Genomic DNA, 17,612 nt, shown 5'->3' with positions numbered 1-17,612 from the left:
TCCAGTCGTTCCGCCACCGGGAGATCTTCGGCCAGGTGGGCTTCGGCACCGGCGGCTGGGACACCGACTTCCCCAACTCGGTGCTGGAGATCCTGCGCGTCGTGGTCACCGAGGCCGACGACAACCAGGTGGGCATAGTCGGCGGCTCCTCGCAGGTGCCGAACGGGCTGTGGGAGCACCAGCCGGAGAACCTCGCCCACTGGCCGCGGGGCACTTCGCTGGCGTCGCTGCACGGCGGCCGGCCCCGCCCCGCGGTCACCCGGCTGCGGCGGACCGCCGACGGCGTGCGGGTGACGGATGAGAGCGGCGAGGAGCGCGAGTTCCCCGCGGTGGTCTACAGCCCGCATGTGTGGACGCTGCTGAACCGGGTCGACTGCGATCCGTCGCTGCTGTCCACTCCGCTGTGGACGGCCGTCGAGCGCACCCACTACATGGGCGCGTCCAAGCTGTTCGTCCTGGTCGACCGGCCGTTCTGGCGCGACGCCGACCCGGCGACCGGCCACGACGTGATGAGCATGACGCTCACCGACCGGATGCCGCGCGGGGTCTATCTGTTCGACGACGGGCCCGACCGGCCCGGGGTGATGTGCCTGTCGTACACCTGGAACGACGACTCGCTGAAGGTCGCCACGCTCTCGGCCGAGGAGCGGCTGGAGACGCTGCTGACCAAGCTGGCCGCGATCTATCCGGATGTGGACATCCGGTCGCACATCATCGCGGGGCCGCTCACCGTCACCTGGGAGACCGAGCCCCGCTTCATGGGGGCCTTCAAGAACAATCTGCCCGGCCACTACCGCTATCAGCGGCGGCTGTTCACCCAGTTCATGCAGGACGGGATGGACCCGGCGCAGCAGGGCTTCTTCCTGTGCGGGGACGATGTCTCCTGGACGGCCGGGTTCGCCGAGGGAGCGGTGACCACGGCGCTGAACGCGGTGTGGGGAGTCCTCCACCACCTCGGCGGCACCACGCATCCGGACAATCCGGGCCCCGGTGATCTCTTCGACGACTTCGCGCCGCTGGAGCTTCCGTACGACTGACCGCCACTGCCGTACATATCCAGCACACAGGGGGAGCCGACGCGCGCCGCCGGCTCCCCCTGTCATGTCTCAGCCCTGGGCGATCTGCTCGAGCCGGCGCTTGTCCGGCTTGCCGTTGCGGTTGAGCGGGAAGCTCTCCAGCACCTCGACGCGGTTGGGCTGTTCATACAGCGGCAGCACCTCGCAGAGCCGCTCCCGCCAGTGCTTGGCGTCCCGCAGCTCGTCGTCCTCCACGAAGAAGACCAACTGGGTGTCGCCGGCCCGGCGCTCGTCGGGGAGCGGCACGATCCGGGTGGAGATCTCGGCGAGGGCGGCCTTCCGCTCGATCAGCTCGGGGTGGAGCGTGTAGCCGGAGCGGTGCACCGCGAACTTCCGCCCGAGGACGAACAGGTTGTCGTCGGCGTCGAGGTAGCCGAGGTCGCCGGTGGTCTGCCAGCCGGTGGGCACGGCGTCGATGGTGCCGTCCTCGGCGAGATGGCCCTCGAGCGCGTCGGGGGTGTCGACCTCGATCTCACCGGCCTCGCCGGGGGCGGCCGGGTGGCCGTCCTCGTCGATGACGCGCAGCTTGATGCCCTCCATGGCCCGGCCGCAGGAGACCGGGTTCTCCAGGGTGGCGAAGGCTATGTTGCCCAGCTCGGTGCTGCCGTAGCTGTCCAGCAACGACAGGCCGAACTCGGCCACATAGCGCTCGGAGAGCGCGCCGTCGAGCGGCGCGGCGCCCGAGCAGAACATCCGGACGCCTTCCAACTGCGCCCGCAGCGACGGCTTGCGGCCGACCAGGTTGAGCATGGTGCGGTAACTGGACGGGGTGGCGTCGATCACCGTGGCGCCGGTCCGTCCGGCCATCTGCACGGCCCGGTCCAGGCGCTTGTACGGGGCGATCACCAGCGAGCAGCGGGTGAGCCAGGCGATGAGGACCATGGACAGCCCGTACTGGTGGGCGAAGGGCAGCAGCGGCAGCAGTACGTCGTCCGGCCGGTGCCCGACCTGGGCGGCGTTGCGCTCCAGGTTGGTGAGGAATTTACGGCCGGACTTGACGGCGCCCTTGGGCTCGCCGGTAGAGCCTGAGGTCCACATGATCAGGCCGTCGCGGCGGTCGGCCCAGGCGTCGAAGGACAGCTCCCGGGTGGTGAGCGGGCGCCCGGCGGCCGGGGCGATCAGTTCGTAGAGGTTCACCGTACGGATATCGGCGTGGATCGGGGCGTCGTCGTCCACGAAGGCGATCGCGGCGCCGGTGCGCCGGGCGATCCGCCGGGTCTCGTCCGGGTGCTCCTGCTGGTCGATCAGCACGATGGAGGCTCCCACGTGCATGAGCGCGAACAGCACACTCACATAGGCGGCGGAGTTTCCCGCCTTGAAGATGACGCGGTCGCCGTGGGTCACCCCGTGCTCGCGGATCACATCGGCGACGCGCAGCGCGTCCAGCTCGAAGTCGGCCAGGGTCTGCACCGAGTCGAGCGCGTAGATCTTCGCGGTCATCGAACGTACTCTTTTCCTTTTCGCTCAGGAGTTCGCTCAGGAGATACGGGCAGCCCTGGGCGGGTCCCCCTAGGCTCCCTGGTCTTCGAAGCCGGTCTCCCACTCGGCATCGCCGGGGACATGCGAGAGCAACTGGTCATGCACCAGGTTGACGACCTCTCTCCGGCTCGAGTCGAGGTAGTAGCGGGCGCCGGGAAACACCTCGAGGTCGAATCGTCCGCTCGTACGCCGCCGCCAGGCCCGTACGCCGCGCAGCGGGGTCTTGGGGTCGCCCTCACCGGCGAGGGCGACGATCCGGCAGCCGAGCTCCGGGGGCCCCAGGGACATGCCCCAGTGCGCGGTGCGGCCGGATACGAACAGGGTCAGCAGCGCCGTCCCGGTCTCCCGTTCCAGGCGCTCGGCGACGCGGTAGGCGAGGTCGGCGCCGGCCCGGTGGCCGAAGAAGGCCAGCGGGCGGTCCATCCACTCCCCCAGCGCACCGAAGATCCGGTCCGCGAGGTCGGCCGAATCGGTCAGCCGCTCATCGTCGTCGACGCCCACGTACAGGGGGTACTGGATCGCCAACACCTCGACGGTGGGCAGCAGAAGCTCGGACAGCGAGAGGTAGTACGCGGTGGAGTGGGCGGATTCCGGGAAACAGATCAGCCGGAAACTACTCGGGGTTTCCGTTTGCAATATCCGAATAAGGCCCACATCATCGGGCTTGATCTGGCTCAAGGAGTACATCCCCGCGATTGCACTGAGGGGCCGGGTACGAGTGCGATGGTGGGGCGCGTCGACCACGCTCGTCCGAGATGCTGACTCCGTGAGGTTATGAGCCCGTCTCCTGACCCACAACCCCTAGTAACCGCTATTCGCGGTACGCGCTATATGCGGGTACCACGCCATCCCGGCGTGGCCCGGGACACAGCGGGACACAGCAGGCGCCCCCTAAGGCCCCCTCACCCGCGCCACCACCCCCTAATCTCCAGGCAGTCAGGGGTCGGGAGTCAAGTGGTCGTGTTAAACAAGAGGAAAGTAATGTTCTCCTCAAGCCAATTAAATCGGTGCGACGACAGCGATGAACACAACACGCCCTATTGACTTCGCCGTCGTTGTCGACGGCTTGATCAAGAAGTATCCCGGCCGGCCCGTTCCGGCTGTCGACAATCTCAGCTTCACCGTCAGGCACGGTGAGGTCTTCGGCTTCCTCGGACCCAACGGAGCGGGCAAGACCACCACCATCGGCATCCTGACCACCCGTGTCGCCCCCACCGGCGGGCGTGCCTTCGTGCAGGGCGTCGACGTGGTGCGCAGGCCGGCGGTGGCGCGGCAGTCCTTCGCCATCGTGCCGCAGCGCAACAACCTGGACCGGTCACTCACGATCCGCCAGAACCTGACCTTCCACGCCGGCTACCACGGTCTCCCCCGCTCGGAGCGCAACCGCCTGGCGGACGAGAGCCTGGAGTGGGTCGGCCTCGGCGACCACGCCAAGGCCCGGGCGGACCAGGTCTCCGGTGGTCAGGCACAGCGCGTGATGATCGCGCGGGCGCTGATGCACCGCCCCCGGGTGCTGTTCCTGGACGAGCCGGCCACCGGCCTCGACCCGCAGTCACAGATCTTCGTACGCGACCGGGTCGCCGAACTGAAGACCCGTGGCGTCACGGTGGTCATCACCACCCACGACATGGAGGAAGCCTCCAAGCTGTGTGACCGGATCGGCATCGTCGACCACGGCAAGCTGCTCGCCCTGGACACCCCCGAGGCACTGACCAGCCGGATGAGCAACACCGCGCTGACCGTCTCGGTGCGCCCGCCGCACAGCGGGATGAACGGCGTGGTCCACATGGTGCAGGGCCTCGGGGTCGCCGAGCGGGTCGAGGTGCTCAGCGCCGCGGACGAGATGGCCGCAGCCATGGGCGGGGCCGGGGCCGACGACGGCACCTTCCGGATGAAGGTCTACAGCAACGCGTCGTCCTCCGTACTTCTGCCCACGGTCATCAAGGCCCTGACCGACACCGGCTGCGAAATCAAGGACCTGAATGTGAGCAAGGCGAGCCTGGAAGACGTCTTTGTCGACCTGACGGGGAAGGAGATGCGATGAGCTCCTCCTCTCGACCCACGTCATCGACGGGCGGGACCACGGGTGGCAGGGCCGCGGAGGAGAAGCCCGCGGCCGGCGCCGGGGGACCCGCGCACCAGGGCGGCGCCGCCAGGGGCGGTGAGCACCGGCCCGCCGACCCCAGGACCCCCGCTGCCAGGCCGGACGGGAACGGCATCACCGACCCGCGGGCCACGGAGTCCAAGTCCCCCGAGGACGACGGCTTCGAGGACACCAGGACCGTGCTCGTCCGGTCCAAGCCGGCGGCCCCGCGTCCGGGCGCCGAGGTGCAGAAGGCCGGCCCGAACACGCCGGTCACACACGAGAGCAAGGCGCCGGAGATCCGGCAGCCCGACCCCCGGCAGCAGCAGAGCCGGCCGCAGGAGCACCGGCACCACGAGGCCAGGGGCATGGGCGCCCCGCACGGCGGCGGCGACATCGGGGACACCCTGACGCTCGTCATAAAGCCGATACCGGCCCCGTCGGCGACCCAGGCCGCTCAGGACGCGAAGGCGGCGCTGAACGCCATCATCGCGGCGGCCGACGCCCGTTCGCCGCTCGTGGAGCCCGAGCCCGAGCCGCAGCCCGAACTCGAACTCGAACTACCCGACGCCAAGCGCCGCGCCGGGCGCCACCGGCGCCGCGCCAACCGGTGGCGGACGTTCTTCTTCATCCTGTGGCGGGACATCTTCGTCACCGGCCGCGAGATGGGCCCGTTCCTGGGCCAGGTCATCGTGGAACCGTTCTTCATGCTGTTCGTCTTCGGCAAGGTGCTCGGCGAGATCGGCTTCACCCAGCCGGGCTTCCAGCAGGTGCTGCTGCCCGGTGTGGTGGCGCTCAACAGCTTCCTGGTCGCCCTCCAGAACACCGCGCTGCCGCTGGCCATCGACTTCTCCTGGACCAAGGAGATCGAGGACCGATTGCTCGCCCCCATCCCGGTCTCCCTGGTGGCGGTGGAGAAGGCGGTCTTCGGCGCGATGCGCGGTCTGATCGGCTCCCTGGTCATGATCCCGATCGGTCTGGCGCTGCTGGACGACGTCTCCTGGCCGCTGGAGAAGATGCCGGTGACGCTGGGCATCCTGAGCCTGGGCGGACTGGTCGGCGGCTGTGTCGGCCTGACCCTGGGCACCCTGGCGCCCGCGCGTCATATCTCCATCGTCTTCGCCATGACGCTCACCCCGATCATGTTCACCGGGGCCACGCAGTTCCCGTGGCGGAGCCTGGAGAGCGTCCGCTGGTTCCAGATCCTGTGCTCCTTCAACCCGCTGACCTACGTCACCGAGGCGATGCGCGGACTGCTGCTGGAACCCGGGCCCAAGGTGCCGGAGTCGATCCCGCTGTGGATCTGCTTCTCCGCGATCGGAGCGGCGATCCTGATCTTCGGGACCATCGGCATCCGAGGCTTCAACCGCCGGGCGCAGGACTGAGCGACGGCAGGATCGAGAGTAAGGCACCACATCATGACGGCATCCGAGCAGACGAAGACGGCCATCGTCTTCCCCGGTATGGGGCCCTCCGGCTTCTCCGAGGTGGGCAGGTTCCTGACGCTCGACCCGTTCGCCCGCAAGCGGCTCGCCGAGGCCGACGAGGCGCTGGGCTACTCGGTCTTCGACCGGCTCCGCGACTCCGAGGACGACTACTCCGAGGCCACCCAGATCGCCTTCCTGGTGAACTCGATGGCCTCGGCGGACCGCGCGGAGCAGGAGCACGGACTGGTCCCCGACCTGTGCGTGGGCCCCAGCTTCGGGCAGAAGGCGGCCGCGGCGTACGTCAGTTCGCTGCCGTTCCCCGAGGTGGTGCGGCTCACCGCGGAGCTGGCCCGCTGTGAGCACGCGTACTTCGCCGAGGAGCACCAGGACGCGGTCACCCACACCTTCGTCCGCACTCCGCAGGAGAAGCTGACGGAGATCCTCACCGAGCTCGGCGAGCGCGGTGAGTGGTACGACTACTCCGGCTATCTCGACGACGGCTTCTTCATGGTCTCGCTGCGCGAGCAGGAGCTGGAGGGGTTCAAGAAGGCGATCAGCCAGGCCGGCGGCTACTCCATGTACACCATGGTCCCGGCGGTGCACGCGCCCGCGTTCGCGGAGCTGCGGCGCCGGGCCGCCGAGGAGATCCTGCCGAAGTACGACATCCTCGACCCCAAGCTGCCCGTGGTCACCGACCAGGACGGCACCATCGTGACCACGGCCGACGCGCTGCGCACGATGCTTCTGGACACCTTCGACCTGCCGATCCACTGGCCGAAGGTGGTGGACACGCTCAAGGGCGCCGGGGTGTCGAAGATGTACATCACCGGGCCGGACAACCTCTTCCACCGGCTGGACCGCACCAAGTCCAACTTCGAGGTGGTGACGGTGGGCCCGGGCAAGCGCTCACGGCCCGCGCGCAAGCGCTGAAAACGGTGTAGGCGTCACTAACACGCAGCGCGGCGCGGCCCGCTCCATCGGGGCCGGGCCGCGCGGGTGCTCATGGGTCCGGTGGTGCGCCGGGATCGAGATCATGCACCCACGCCTGCGCCGCAGCGAGGTCGGGAGCGATGCCGACTGGCTCGTACGCGAAACCGGTCCACTCTTCCAGAACCCTCACTTCGCTGGGGCGGAGGTGGCCGCCACCACCATGAAGCGGGCGGTGGCGCCGGTATTGGTCCATGGGCGCACGCCGCCTCTTGGCGTACGCAGCGAGCGGATCGTGAGGGTCGACCTGCGCGGTGACGCGGGACGGCTGGTTCGGTGGCCCGGGTCGGCGGTGCTTGCCCATGATTCCGATGGTCTCAGGCCGCGGCTGTCGTCGAAGTTCGCCGCTGAGCACGACCGCATCTCAGCGGGCTGACCACCGGTTCTCACCGATCTTGAGCAAGTTTGTACAGCTCAGCAAACAATCCGGACGCGTCGAGCAGTGAGTCGAAGGTCCCCGACTCCACGATCCGGCCGCCGTCGAGGACGATGATGCGGTCCGCGACACGGGCGTTGTCCAGGTTGTGGGTCACGAAGAGGGCTGCCTTGCCCTCGGCGAGTTGCTTGAACCTGCCGATGACCAGGTGCTCGGCCCGCGGATCCATCGCGGACGTGGGCTCGTCCAGCATCAGCACGGCGGTATGCCTGTAGAAGGCCCTGGCTACGGCGATGCGCTGCCATTGTCCGCCGGAGAGGTCGGTGCCGCCCCAGTTGGAGCTCGCGACAAGCGTGTCGAGTCCGAAGGGGGCCTTGTCGATGACGCTGTCCGCACCGGCCGCGCGGGCGGCCTCGAGCAGCGGGGCGTCGTCGGCGGCGCGGGGCTGGCCGAGGTGGATGTTGGCGCGCAGGTCCATGGGCCAGCGGGTGTAGTCCTGCGGCACCAGCCCGACCCGGTTCCACACGCCGGACGGGTCGGCCTCGGCCAGGTTGGTCCCGTCCCAGGTGACCGATCCCGAGTTGGGCAGGTACAGGCCGGTGAGGAGGCGGGAGAGGGTGGTCTTGCCCGAGCCGTTCTCGCCGACCAGCGCGATCAGTTCGCCCTGGCGCAAGGTGAGGCTCACGCCGTCGACCGCGGGGACGCCGGCACCCGGGTAGGCGTACGTGACGTCCTTCGCCTCGATCACGGTCGGAGCCCCGGCCGGGAGCGTCTTGGTGCCGCGTTCGGCGCGCAGGGCCTTCGCGTGGCGCAGGAAGCTCTGCCAGTCCTCCAGGTACAGCGAGGTGCGGAACATGCGGGCGGCGGCCATCACCAGCGAGGTCAGCGCCCCGGCCGAGGTGCGTACGGCCACCACGGCGGTCGCGGCGACGGCGAGGTCCATCCGCCCGGTCGCGGCGAGCCATCCGAGTGCGGCCCAGGTGAGGCCGAGCATCAGCCCGCTGACGGCGGAGCCGGCCAGGGTCACCCGCAGCACCTTCGGGGCTGCCGCGCGGTGGGTGGCCTTGATCCGGTCGGTGATCTGCCGGTACCAGGTGTGCAGGAAGCCGGACATGGTGGCGGCGCGGACCTCGGCGGCGGTGCGGCGGTCGGTGGAGTAGTAGCGCAGCAGGTAACGCAGGTGGTTGTCCGAGACGTTCTGGAAGTCGGCGCGGTGCTGGATGCGGGCGGTGGTCACCGCGGCGGCGCCCTTGGGCACGACGGCCAGCAGGAGCAGGGGCAGCAGCAGGGGGTGCAGCACGGTGAGCACCGAGGCCGCGGCGGCGAGCTGGGCGAGGGCGGAGATCATGGCCTGTGCGTCGCCGACCAGGTCCTCGGTCGCTTCGGCTCCTTTGCCGGCGGCCTGGAGGCGGTCGGTGAAGCCGGGCCGGTCGTACGCCTCCAGCTCGACCTGGGGGGCGGCGGTGAGAATCTGCATGTCGGCTTCAGTGGCGACCTCGGGCGCGAGGCGGGTGGCGGCGTAGACGGCGAGCGCGTCCGCCCCGGCCCGCGCCGCGGTCGCCACGGCGGCGACGATGAGCGCGGGAGCCGCGGCCGTGATGCGCTCGGCGACGTCCCCACCGTTGAAGAGGTGGTTCATCGCCCCGGGCAGGGCCGCGAGGGCGACGGCCGCGGAGGCGGCCACGACGAGCTGGCACAGGCCCAGCCACAGCATCGCGGCCCGGTCAGCGGTCCAGCCCAGGCGTACGGCGGCGGCGAGGGTGCGCGGGAGGCGGGCGGCCATGCGCCACCAGGTGGCATGCGCGATGTCCTCGGCGTGCGGGTCGGGACGGTAGCCGACCTGCTGCGGCGAGGCGGTGAGGGTTTCCGGGGCGGGTGAGGAGTGGGTCACCCGCCCCATCCTTGCGGGATCAGCGGGGCGGGCGGGGCCGATTGCGCCGAAGTCGCCTACCCGGTGGAGGAGCCGTCTACAGCGCCCGCAGGGCCAGCTCGACCGCGCTGATCAGGAACAGTCCCGTACGGTACGGCGCCGCCTCCTGCGGCGAGATGGCGGCCCGCTCGACAGTCTCGGCAAGCTGGACGGCGTCAATGAATCCCTGCTCGATGAGGTGGAGTTCCTTGCCCCAGCCGCGCAGCAGCCCGGTGGCGTTGGCGTGCACGGCGGTGTTCATCACGTGGCCGAAGTTCTCCCGTAGCGGCGGGTTGACCACCTGCTCGGGCAGGCTGCGGGCGGCGAGCCGTCGGTGCAGGAGGCGCTTGTCGGCCTTCCACTCCACCGGCAGGCGCTGGCCGAAGCGCACCAGCTCCGGATCGGTGAACGGGGCCAGGGCCCACAGGCCGCGCCTCGCCAGGAGCGGGGTGGCGACCTCCAGGGCGATCAGTGCGGTTTCCGGCGCCACAGTGGCCGGGGCGATCCCGGTGTTCACCTCGCCCAGCAGGTCGCGGACCCGCTCGCCGCACCAGGTCGGTACGACCGGGGTGAGGACCGGCCCCCCGGCGGGGTGGCGGACGCGGGCGACTTCGTCGCCGCCGAACCCGGCCACCACGGTGTGGATGTCCCGGGCACGCAGGGCCTGAGCGAGGGCATCGGCCGCTTCCAGGTGCGGCTCGTCCAGCGGGCTGATCGCCTCCGCCCGCGCCCGGCGCAGGCCGCCCGGGGACAGCGCCGGATGGTCGGCGGCCGGCACCGTTACGTCGGCAGCGAAGCCGGTGGACTCGATGACCGCCCGGCGTCGTGCTTCCTGCTGAGGCCCCGCCTGGCCGCCGATGAGCAGGGCACACGAGGTGATCGTCCCGGGGTGGGCGAGTGCGAGGGAGATGGCCAGGTTGGTGGAGTCCATGCCTCCGGACAACTGGGCGGCGGTCCGCTCCGGCATGATGGGTCGCTTGGCGTGGACGTGGTCGGTCAGGGCCTCGAACGCTTCGACCAGGGCCCGCTCGTCGGTGCCTTCCGCCAGCTCGGAGGGCTGGGCGTGCTCGGCGGCGGCCGGGTAGACCAGGCGCAGGCCGACGGCGTCCGCGTAGGCGGTGGACCGTTCAGAGAGCCGTTTGACGCCGGTGAACAGGGTGTCGTGGCCGTAGCGGGGGTGACCGGTCAGCAACCGCATCACCTCCTTCTCCTCCAGAGCCTCCGGGGAGAGGTGCTCGCGCAGGTCCATGAGCTGCCACGAGCCGGTCAGCCGCCCGTCGTCGCAGGCGAGGTAGACCGGGCAGACCCCACCGAGCCCGGTCTGCAACCGCAGCCCGCGCGGGCCCGCTTCGATCCAGACGCTTTGCAGCGGCCACTCCTGGCACTCCTCCAGCACGCGGCCGTAGACCGCGGCATCGATGCGGGCCGGGGAGATCGAGCGCAACAGCGAGGGGCGGTCCGCGGCCTTCTCCCGTACGACCAGCAGCGTCGCGCTGCCGTCGGTGACCGCCCGCGCTTCCAGCGCCGGGTGGTCCAGCGGGCGGACGCGATCGGCGCCGCGTCCCCAGCCCTCTCCCTCACCACGCCATTCCCATAACCCCGCACCGCTGCTGCGCAGGTCGACCGAACACGTCAACATCCTTCTTCTCCCTTCTCTTCGGGGCGAGACACGACGGGGCCCGCGCGGCTCTCGGCCAGGCGCGGGCCCCGGTGACGCTGGTGGTACTGGACGGTGCGGCCGGATCAGTCCTCGAACCGGCCCTGGTCAGAGGATTCCTGTGGCTTTTCCCTGTAGCGGGCGGTGTCTCCCGGCACGGCGGTGATCACCGGCCCCGCGAACACCGACTCCCACAGACGCTTCATCACGAACCTCTCTCACTCGACCACATCCCGGTGGACGGTGTGTCACCGGGCTTGCTCAATCAGTTAACTTCGCGAGGCAGTTGACGGGTACTGTGTCGAGCGCGCGGAGCCGTATATCGGGTATATGGAGGGCAGGACCCCATGACCCAGCGCACACCGAACCACCAGCTCAAAGCACTGATCGACGAGTCCGGGCTGTCGTACGACGGCATTGCCCGCGCCGTACGCGCTGTCGCGTCAGAGAGCGCCCAGCACCTGGGGACGAACAAGTCGGCCGTCCACCACTGGGTTCTGGGCACCGAACCGTCCGGGGCGACGCCCGGGTACCTCGCCGAGGCGCTCTCCCGCCGACTGGGCCGCAGAATCACCCGTGACGAGCTCGGACTTGGTTCCCCACCCGGTAGTGAAGATGACAGCATCGGGCTGACGCTGGACTTCGATCCCATCGAGACGCTGACCGCTATCGGGAGGGCAGACGTGAACAGACGCCGTTTCCTCGCCGCCTCCGCCTACTCCATGGCTGCGGCGACGCTCCCGCTTCAGACCGTCCAGGAAGCCGCCGCCCGCACCCGCACCATCAGCGGCGGCGCGGTCGCCGGGCACGCCGACGTCGCCGCGGTACGCAACATGGTCAAATTCTTCATGGACACGGACGAGCGCCACGGCGGACAACACGGCCGCTCGGCGTTCGTGCAGTACCTCATCACCGACATCGCAGCGCTGTGCCGGGGCCGGTTCGCCAGCGACGAAGTCCGCGCCGAGGCCCTGTCCGTCGTCTCGGCAGCAGCTCACCTATGTGGTTGGAAAGCCTACGACAGCGGAGAACAGGGCCTCGCACAGCGGTACTACCTCCAGTCACTTGCGCTCGCGCGCACCTCCGGCGTCCCCGGGCAGGACGGATTCGTGATGCGAACAATGTCGCAACAGGGCATGAAGCTGCACCGGCCCGAGCACTGCCTGGCCCTGGCCGAGACCGGCTGGGACCGCGCAAAAGGCCGGGTCGATGCCCAGGTCGAGGCGCTGTTCGCCGTCACCCGCGCGCACGCCCTCGCCAAGACCGGCCAGCGCCAGGCGGCCATCGCCGACGTCCAACGCGCCAAGACCGCACTGGAAGCCGGGGCCGAGGGCGACGTGCCGTTCTGGGCGTTGGTGTGGGGACCGCCGGCGGCCACCGTCCACTCCCGTACGGCCAAGGTGTTCGAGACCCTCGGCGACCGGACAAACGCCGCCCGGCAGTACGCGACCGCAGCGGCGAGCCGACCGGGGACGACATACGCGCGGATCATCGCCCTTGACCTGGTCGCCCAGGCCGAGCAGCAGGCCAAACAAGGCAGCATCGAGCAGGCGTGTACCACTTGGGGCCGCGCGATCGACACCATGACCGGGGTGAAGTCCACCCGCACCCTCAAGGCCATCCGCTCCCTGCGCTCCGACCTCCGCCCCTACCGGGCGCGCGGGGTGCGGGCCGCGGCCGAGCTCGACGAGCGAGCCCGCGTCTTTCTCGACCACCACCGCTGAGCCGCATATCGCGTCGGCCAACCCTGGTGGGCGGCGGACGGAGCGTCGCCGGACGGAGGCGGCGCGGCAGCGTGCCGACACGACGACGGCCCCCGGTCCGGGGGCCGATCGCTTCGGTGGCTGGTTGCCGGAGGGGTCAGGTGGTGGGGAACTCCCCGTGCCTGACGGCAGAGACGAACGACGACCAGGCGGTCGGCTCGAACATGAGCGCCGGGCCGTGCGGGTCCTTGCTGTCACGGACGGGGACCACGCCGCGCGAGGCGACGAGGTTGGCGGCGACCTCTATGCAGGCGCCGCCGTTGTTGCTGTACGAGGACTTGAACCAACGGGGGGATTCGGTCGTCATGGAGTGCCCTTCCGCAACTGGTTGACCATGGCCACGGATTCCGCCTGTGAGCAGGCTTCGGCCTGTAGCTGATGGTAGGCCGCCAGCATGGGCAGGACGAACCTGCCGTCCCGTTCCAGATGCCCCCGCTGGGCGGACTCGGCATACGACAGGAGCGACCGGTCCGACATTGTGAGGATGTAGACCGGCAGGTCGAACGGACGGCGAGCCCCCATGGCGAACGGAGCGACCTGGAGCACGGTGTTCGGCAGCTCGGCGAACTCGATCAGTTGCTCCAACTGGGCGTTCATGATGGCGGGTTCACCGACGGGCCGACGCAGACAGCTTTCGTCCAGCACCGCAGAGATCAGCGGCGGGGGCGTCCGGACAAGCGCGGTCTGCCGCTCCGCGACGAGCGTCACCCGCTCATGTGCCTGCTCGGCCGTGATCGCTCCCCGTTTGAGGGCGCTGTCCGCCAGCACGGCCGCGTAGTCCGGCGTCTGGAGAAGTCCCGGGATGACGCCCACTTCGTACAGCCGGATCTCCGCTGCGCGCCCCTCATAGTCGACGAACTCCGGGAACCCCTCCAGCAGGCTGCCGTGGCGGATCTCGCGGAACTGGCGCTCAAAGGTGTCCTCACCCTCGATGCCGAAGGCGCGGTCCGCGCTGCGCGAGAAGCGGAGGGTAGGAGGTTTCCGACCATTTTCGACGGCTGAAACATGCACACTGGAATATTCCGCACGTGTGGCAAGGTCCTCTTGAGTCCAGCCGCGAGCCTCCCGCAGCCTCCGTAGACGCGCCCCGTAGGCCGCCTCGGGCGAGGCGTCCGGATTCAACTCGTTCTTGTTCACAGGCCGTTCCCGAGCCTTCCATCCTGCGCTGACACGTTGAACAGGTCTCCTCAGTAGGCCACGCTGAACTCGCTTGGTAGTGGAGTCACTACGGAGAGGAGTGGTCGGTGGCCGACGAGACCACGAACCCGCCAGGCGTGCCAGATGCAAGACCCCCGCGACCGTCCGACCGGTCCGGGGGCGTGACCCTCAACCGCTTGGAGGTTGGTGATCCGGTGAGCGCCGACGGACGGGCCACCCCCGTCCTCTCTCCCGGGTGCCCGCTGTGCGCCACCCCCGGCGACTTCGGGCCCCACAACCCCACCGAGCCGCGTTCGGGCCTGTGCCCCGCGTGCGTCGCGGCCGGAAAACCTACCCGCGATGGCCTCGAACAGGCCGTCCTGATCGTCGCCGGACAGACGCTCACGGGAGCCGAAACCCTCGACCTGGCCGGCGCCACACCCGAAGAACTGACCTACCACCTCGGCATGGTGAAACGGAGCCTGCGCAGCCTGCTCCAACTCCTCGCCCCCGTAGCGGGAGAGGAGGACCGCTGATGGCCGACAACCGGCCTGACCGGGACGGACTGCCGAAGATGACGATGCGCGTCTACACCATGGCGCACAACGGGATCGTCACCACCCGACGCGCGATCGTGGCCGTCCTCGACGGGCAGAAGGGCGACGCCTACTCACTGGGGCAAGCGTGGCCGCCATGCCAGTGCCCCCGCCATCGCGACCACAACAACCCCGACCGATTCAAGCGGCCCTGAGACTGCCGTCCGCCCCGTGCCCCCGATCTCGTGCGCGGTCCGGGGGTGAACGGTCCCGGCTCCGGACGTTCCGCGCGTTCTGTGGCGGATGACCGGGGCCACAGCTCCACAGGCCGCCCCGGCCCCGTTCGGTTCTCAATCGGCGCGTGTCCCGTCGCTCAAAAGCCGGTGAGCCTCGTCGTCATCCGGCGTCCCAGCTCGCGGGCCGCCCGATCCGGCAGGCGCTGGACCAGGCGGGCGAACAGCGCGTTGCGGCGGCCGTCGACCACCGACGCCTTGCGCGAGCCCAGGGCGCGGAAAGTGGTGGTGACGACTTGCTCCGGCTTCCGCAGTCCGCCAATTTTCGCCATTGTGGGCAGAATGTCCTCGGACTTCTGCCCTGTGACGGTCACTCCTGGGGAGACCGCCAGCACCCGGACGCCCGCGTCGGCGACCTCGGCACCGACCGCCAGTGTGAATGACTGCGCCATCGCCTTGCTCCCGGCGTAGGCGGCCAGGTACGGCGTGGGCAGGAACGCGGAAGCACTCGTGACGTTCACGATCGTTCCACGGCCACGTGAGACCATGCCCGGCAGGAAGCGGATCGTGCTTTCCACCAGGGCTTGCCCGTTCAGGTTCACCATCGCCGCGACGCCCGCCGGATCGGCTTTCGCCGCTGCCCCGCCGACCCCGCCGCCCGCGTTGTTGACGAGGAAACCGACCTCTACCCCCTGCTCGACGGTCCACTCGAACATTGCCCCCGGCGCCCCGGGCTCGGACAGGTCCAGCTTCTCCGTCAGCACGCGCACGCCGTGTGCGGAGCGCAGAGACGAGGCGAGCGCCTCCAGTTTGTCGCCCGATCGGGCCACGAGGACGAGGTCCGCACCGCGCTGGGCGAGCCTGGCGGCGAACTCGGCGCCTATGCCGCCCGACGCCCCCGTGATCAGTGCCGTGGTACCGGACAGACGGGACAGGTCCTGCATGATTCTCCTCGGGCTGGAGGCCGATAGACTTGGTTAACTCACGCAACCACGTAAGCGGACGGCACCGTCCACCTGACCGGCAAGTGAGAAACATGCCTGACGAGATCTCTCACAACACAGACGATCCCGCCTCCGCAGCGCCCCTGGGAACGGCCGTCGACAGGCGTCCCGCCGACCTGCGCCCCGACGCCCGCCGCAACCGCGAACGCGTCCTGAAAGCCGCACGCGAGGTCTTCGCGGCCCAGGGCACCGACGCACCCGTGAGCACGGTGGCCCGCCGGGCCGGCGTCGGCGTCGCCACCCTCTACCGCCGTTTCCCCACCCGCTCCGCACTCCTCGCCGCCGCCTTCGACGACCAGCTCGGCGAGTGCGCGACCGTCTTCGAAGAGGCACTGGCCGACCCCAACCCCGGACACGGCCTCTACACCCTCCTGGAAAAGGTGTGCACCACGCTGGTGACCGACCGGGGCTTCGACACCGTGTTCATGACCGGCTTCCCTGAGACGCTGGACTACGGCCGCGAACGGGCCTGCGCCGAGGCGGGCCTGACCCACCTGGTCCAACGCGCCATCGACGCCGGGCAGCTCCGCGAGGATTTCGACACCGCCGACATCCCCCTGCTCCTCCTGGCGGTGAGCGGCCTGGCCGGCCAACCCCCCGAAACCGCGCTGCCCGCCGCCCGCCGCCTCCTCACCTATCTCTTCCAGTCTTTCCAGGCCCATCCCCCGTCCCGCCCCGGCCCGCTCCCACCGGCCCCACGAATGGACCTGACCGGACCGCACCGGACGGACGGGGTCTGACGGCGGCACCCACGCCCGTAGAGTCAGAAGCCGACCGGTGGGTCGAGGTCAAGACAGCCAGTCGGCCACGGCCCGTGCCGTCGTCCCGGCGTGCTCCTCCATCATCGTGAAGTGGTTCCCCGGCACATCGAGCGCGGTGTGCGGCAGTTGCCAGTACGACCGCCAGTCGCCGTCGCGGGACCAGTCGAAGAGCCGCTCCCCGGCCCGGACCAGCAGCGTCGGCGTCTTGACCTCCTTGGGCCGCCACTGGCCGAACAGCCGGAAGTACGCGCCCATGGCCAGCAGCCGGGTGTCGTCCACCGGCACCTGGCCGGCGCTGCGCTCGTCCATCCCGGCGCTCAGCCCGGGCTGGAGGGCCACGGCCGCGTCCCGGTCGTGCGAGTAGATGTCGAGCAGGACGACCGCGTCCGGGAAGACCCCGGTGCTCTCCAGCCGCGCGGCCACCTCATGGGCGAGCAGCCCGCCCGAGGAGTGGCCGAGCAGCACGAACGGCGCCCCGTCGGTCTCCCGCAGCACCGCCTCGGCCTGCGCCTCGATCACCGCCTCCGGGTTGGCCGGGAGCCGCTCCCCGGCGACGAAGCCGGGGTTGCCCAGCGCCCACACGTCCCGGTGGCCGCGGAATCCGGCGGCGAACCGCGCGTACTGGTGCGGACCGCCGATCGACAGGATCGAGGAGAAGCACACCAGCGCGGGCCCGGTCTCCCCGCGCGACAGCCGCACCAGCGCGGGCGCCTTGTCCAGCTCGGCGGCGCTCGCGAACGAGGGCCGGAACCGCGAGACATCCATCAGCAGCCGGGTGAACTCCTCCTGCTTGCCGAGCTGTCCGGCCTCCCGCATCATCGCGCCGAACACGGCCGACGGCTCCGCGCCCGCCGCCTCCGCGCGCGCCGCGTCCGAGACCGCGCCACCCTCGGCGGCCACCGAACCGGCCAACTGCGCCAGCAACTGCCGGGCGACCAGCTCGGGCGTCGGGTGGTCGAACAGCAGCGTCGGGGCCAGCCGCAGCCCGCTCGCGGCGTTCAGCCGGTTGCGCAGCTCCACGGCGGTCAGCGAGTCGAAGCCCTGCTCCAGGAAGCCACGCGTGGCCCCCACCGCCTCCGCGTCCGGGAAGCCGAGGACCGCGGCGGCCTGGCCGCGGACCAGGTCCAGCACGGCCTTCTCGCGCTCCGCCTCGGCCAGCCCGGCCAGCCGCCGCGCCAGCGAGG

The 17,612-nt window shown here is 70.2% G+C and carries 18 protein-coding genes; 8 read left to right on the top strand and 10 right to left on the bottom strand.

Going from position 1 to position 17,612, the window contains the following annotated elements; translation table 11 throughout:
* On the top strand, positions 1-1,037 hold a 1,037-nt coding region (locus tag KN815_RS15320), incomplete at its 5' end, for a flavin monoamine oxidase family protein (RefSeq protein WP_216342490.1).
* 69 nt (positions 1,038-1,106) lie between these two features.
* Here KN815_RS15320 and KN815_RS15315 read toward each other — a convergent pair.
* Both KN815_RS15315 and KN815_RS15310 read right to left on the bottom strand, forming a co-directional pair.
* A complete protein-coding gene (locus KN815_RS15315) occupies positions 1,107-2,516 on the bottom strand; it encodes a class I adenylate-forming enzyme family protein (RefSeq protein ID WP_216342489.1) in 1,410 nt (469 codons plus the stop codon).
* A 69-nt stretch (positions 2,517-2,585) separates the two neighbouring features.
* Positions 2,586-3,191, bottom strand: coding sequence for a thioesterase II family protein (locus KN815_RS15310; RefSeq protein WP_253208994.1), 606 nt, complete (start codon positions 3,189-3,191; stop codon positions 2,586-2,588).
* A gap of 385 nt (positions 3,192-3,576) precedes the next feature.
* Between KN815_RS15310 and KN815_RS15305 the strand changes: the two genes are divergently transcribed.
* From KN815_RS15305 to KN815_RS15295, 3 genes are read left to right on the top strand one after another with little or no spacing between them, the layout of a single operon-like run.
* Complete coding sequence (locus KN815_RS15305; protein ID WP_216342487.1) at positions 3,577-4,599, top strand: ABC transporter ATP-binding protein; 1,023 nt, start codon at positions 3,577-3,579, stop codon at positions 4,597-4,599.
* On the top strand, positions 4,596-6,023 hold the full coding sequence (locus tag KN815_RS50355) for an ABC transporter permease (RefSeq protein WP_253208993.1): 1,428 nt from the start codon (positions 4,596-4,598) through the stop codon (positions 6,021-6,023). The genes KN815_RS15305 and KN815_RS50355 overlap by 4 nt, the downstream gene beginning before the upstream one ends.
* 33 nt (positions 6,024-6,056) lie before the next feature.
* Positions 6,057-6,995 (top strand): ACP S-malonyltransferase, encoded by a 939-nt coding sequence (locus tag KN815_RS15295; protein ID WP_216342486.1) that lies wholly within the window; start codon positions 6,057-6,059, stop codon positions 6,993-6,995.
* A gap of 70 nt (positions 6,996-7,065) precedes the next feature.
* Here KN815_RS15295 and KN815_RS50350 read toward each other — a convergent pair whose 3' ends face one another.
* The 4 genes from KN815_RS50350 to KN815_RS51535 form a co-directional block, all read right to left on the bottom strand.
* Positions 7,066-7,248, bottom strand: coding sequence for a DUF6087 family protein (locus KN815_RS50350; protein ID WP_253208995.1), 183 nt, complete (start codon positions 7,246-7,248; stop codon positions 7,066-7,068).
* A 190-nt stretch (positions 7,249-7,438) separates the two neighbouring features.
* Positions 7,439-9,328, bottom strand: coding sequence for an ABC transporter ATP-binding protein (locus tag KN815_RS15285; RefSeq protein ID WP_253208992.1), 1,890 nt, complete (start codon positions 9,326-9,328; stop codon positions 7,439-7,441).
* 67 nt (positions 9,329-9,395) lie between these two features.
* Entirely contained in the window at positions 9,396-10,976 is a 1,581-nt protein-coding gene (locus KN815_RS15280; RefSeq protein WP_216342483.1) for an asparagine synthase-related protein, read from the bottom strand.
* Between the two features lie 104 nt (positions 10,977-11,080).
* Entirely contained in the window at positions 11,081-11,203 is a 123-nt protein-coding gene (locus tag KN815_RS51535) for a hypothetical protein (protein ID WP_301184584.1), read from the bottom strand.
* 138 nt (positions 11,204-11,341) lie between these two features.
* Between KN815_RS51535 and KN815_RS15275 the strand changes: the two genes are divergently transcribed.
* Entirely contained in the window at positions 11,342-12,718 is a 1,377-nt protein-coding gene (locus tag KN815_RS15275) for an NsdA family TPR-like regulatory protein (protein ID WP_216342482.1), read from the top strand.
* Between the two features lie 136 nt (positions 12,719-12,854).
* Here the strand turns inward: KN815_RS15275 and KN815_RS15270 are convergent, their stop codons facing one another.
* Together KN815_RS15270 and KN815_RS15265 are read right to left on the bottom strand one after the other, a co-directional pair.
* Positions 12,855-13,064 (bottom strand): DUF397 domain-containing protein, encoded by a 210-nt coding sequence (locus tag KN815_RS15270; RefSeq protein WP_216342481.1) that lies wholly within the window; start codon positions 13,062-13,064, stop codon positions 12,855-12,857.
* A complete protein-coding gene (locus tag KN815_RS15265) occupies positions 13,061-13,894 on the bottom strand; it encodes a helix-turn-helix domain-containing protein (protein WP_216342480.1) in 834 nt (277 codons plus the stop codon). The genes KN815_RS15270 and KN815_RS15265 overlap by 4 nt, the downstream gene beginning before the upstream one ends.
* Positions 13,895-14,109: 215 nt before the next feature.
* Here KN815_RS15265 and KN815_RS15260 point away from each other — a divergent pair, with 215 nt between their 5' ends.
* Together KN815_RS15260 and KN815_RS15255 are read left to right on the top strand one after the other, a co-directional pair.
* Positions 14,110-14,430: a hypothetical protein gene (locus KN815_RS15260; protein WP_216342479.1), complete on the top strand. Its 321-nt coding sequence runs from the start codon at positions 14,110-14,112 to the stop codon at positions 14,428-14,430.
* Positions 14,430-14,645 carry a hypothetical protein gene (locus KN815_RS15255; RefSeq protein WP_216342478.1) on the top strand — a complete coding sequence of 72 codons (216 nt, stop codon included), beginning with the start codon at positions 14,430-14,432 and terminating at the stop codon, positions 14,643-14,645. Before KN815_RS15260 ends, KN815_RS15255 begins: the two co-directional genes overlap by 1 nt.
* 158 nt (positions 14,646-14,803) lie before the next feature.
* On the opposite strand, the gene KN815_RS15250 is transcribed toward KN815_RS15255, so the two are convergent.
* On the bottom strand, positions 14,804-15,607 hold the full coding sequence (locus tag KN815_RS15250; protein ID WP_216342477.1) for an SDR family NAD(P)-dependent oxidoreductase: 804 nt from the start codon (positions 15,605-15,607) through the stop codon (positions 14,804-14,806).
* A gap of 92 nt (positions 15,608-15,699) precedes the next feature.
* Here KN815_RS15250 and KN815_RS15245 point away from each other — a divergent pair, with 92 nt between their 5' ends.
* Positions 15,700-16,407, top strand: coding sequence for a TetR/AcrR family transcriptional regulator (locus tag KN815_RS15245; protein WP_216342476.1), 708 nt, complete (start codon positions 15,700-15,702; stop codon positions 16,405-16,407).
* Between the two features lie 48 nt (positions 16,408-16,455).
* On the opposite strand, the gene KN815_RS15240 is transcribed toward KN815_RS15245, so the two are convergent.
* Positions 16,456-17,612, bottom strand: a 1,157-nt coding sequence (locus KN815_RS15240) for an alpha/beta fold hydrolase (RefSeq protein WP_216342475.1), incomplete at its 5' end; no start/stop codon positions are given.

This window comes from Streptomyces niphimycinicus, assembly GCF_018883605.1.
In the GTDB taxonomy this organism is placed as follows: Bacteria; Actinomycetota; Actinomycetes; order Streptomycetales; family Streptomycetaceae; genus Streptomyces; species Streptomyces niphimycinicus.
The sequence above is the reverse complement of the archived record's forward strand: the minus strand, read 5'-3'. Positions and strand labels throughout refer to the sequence as shown.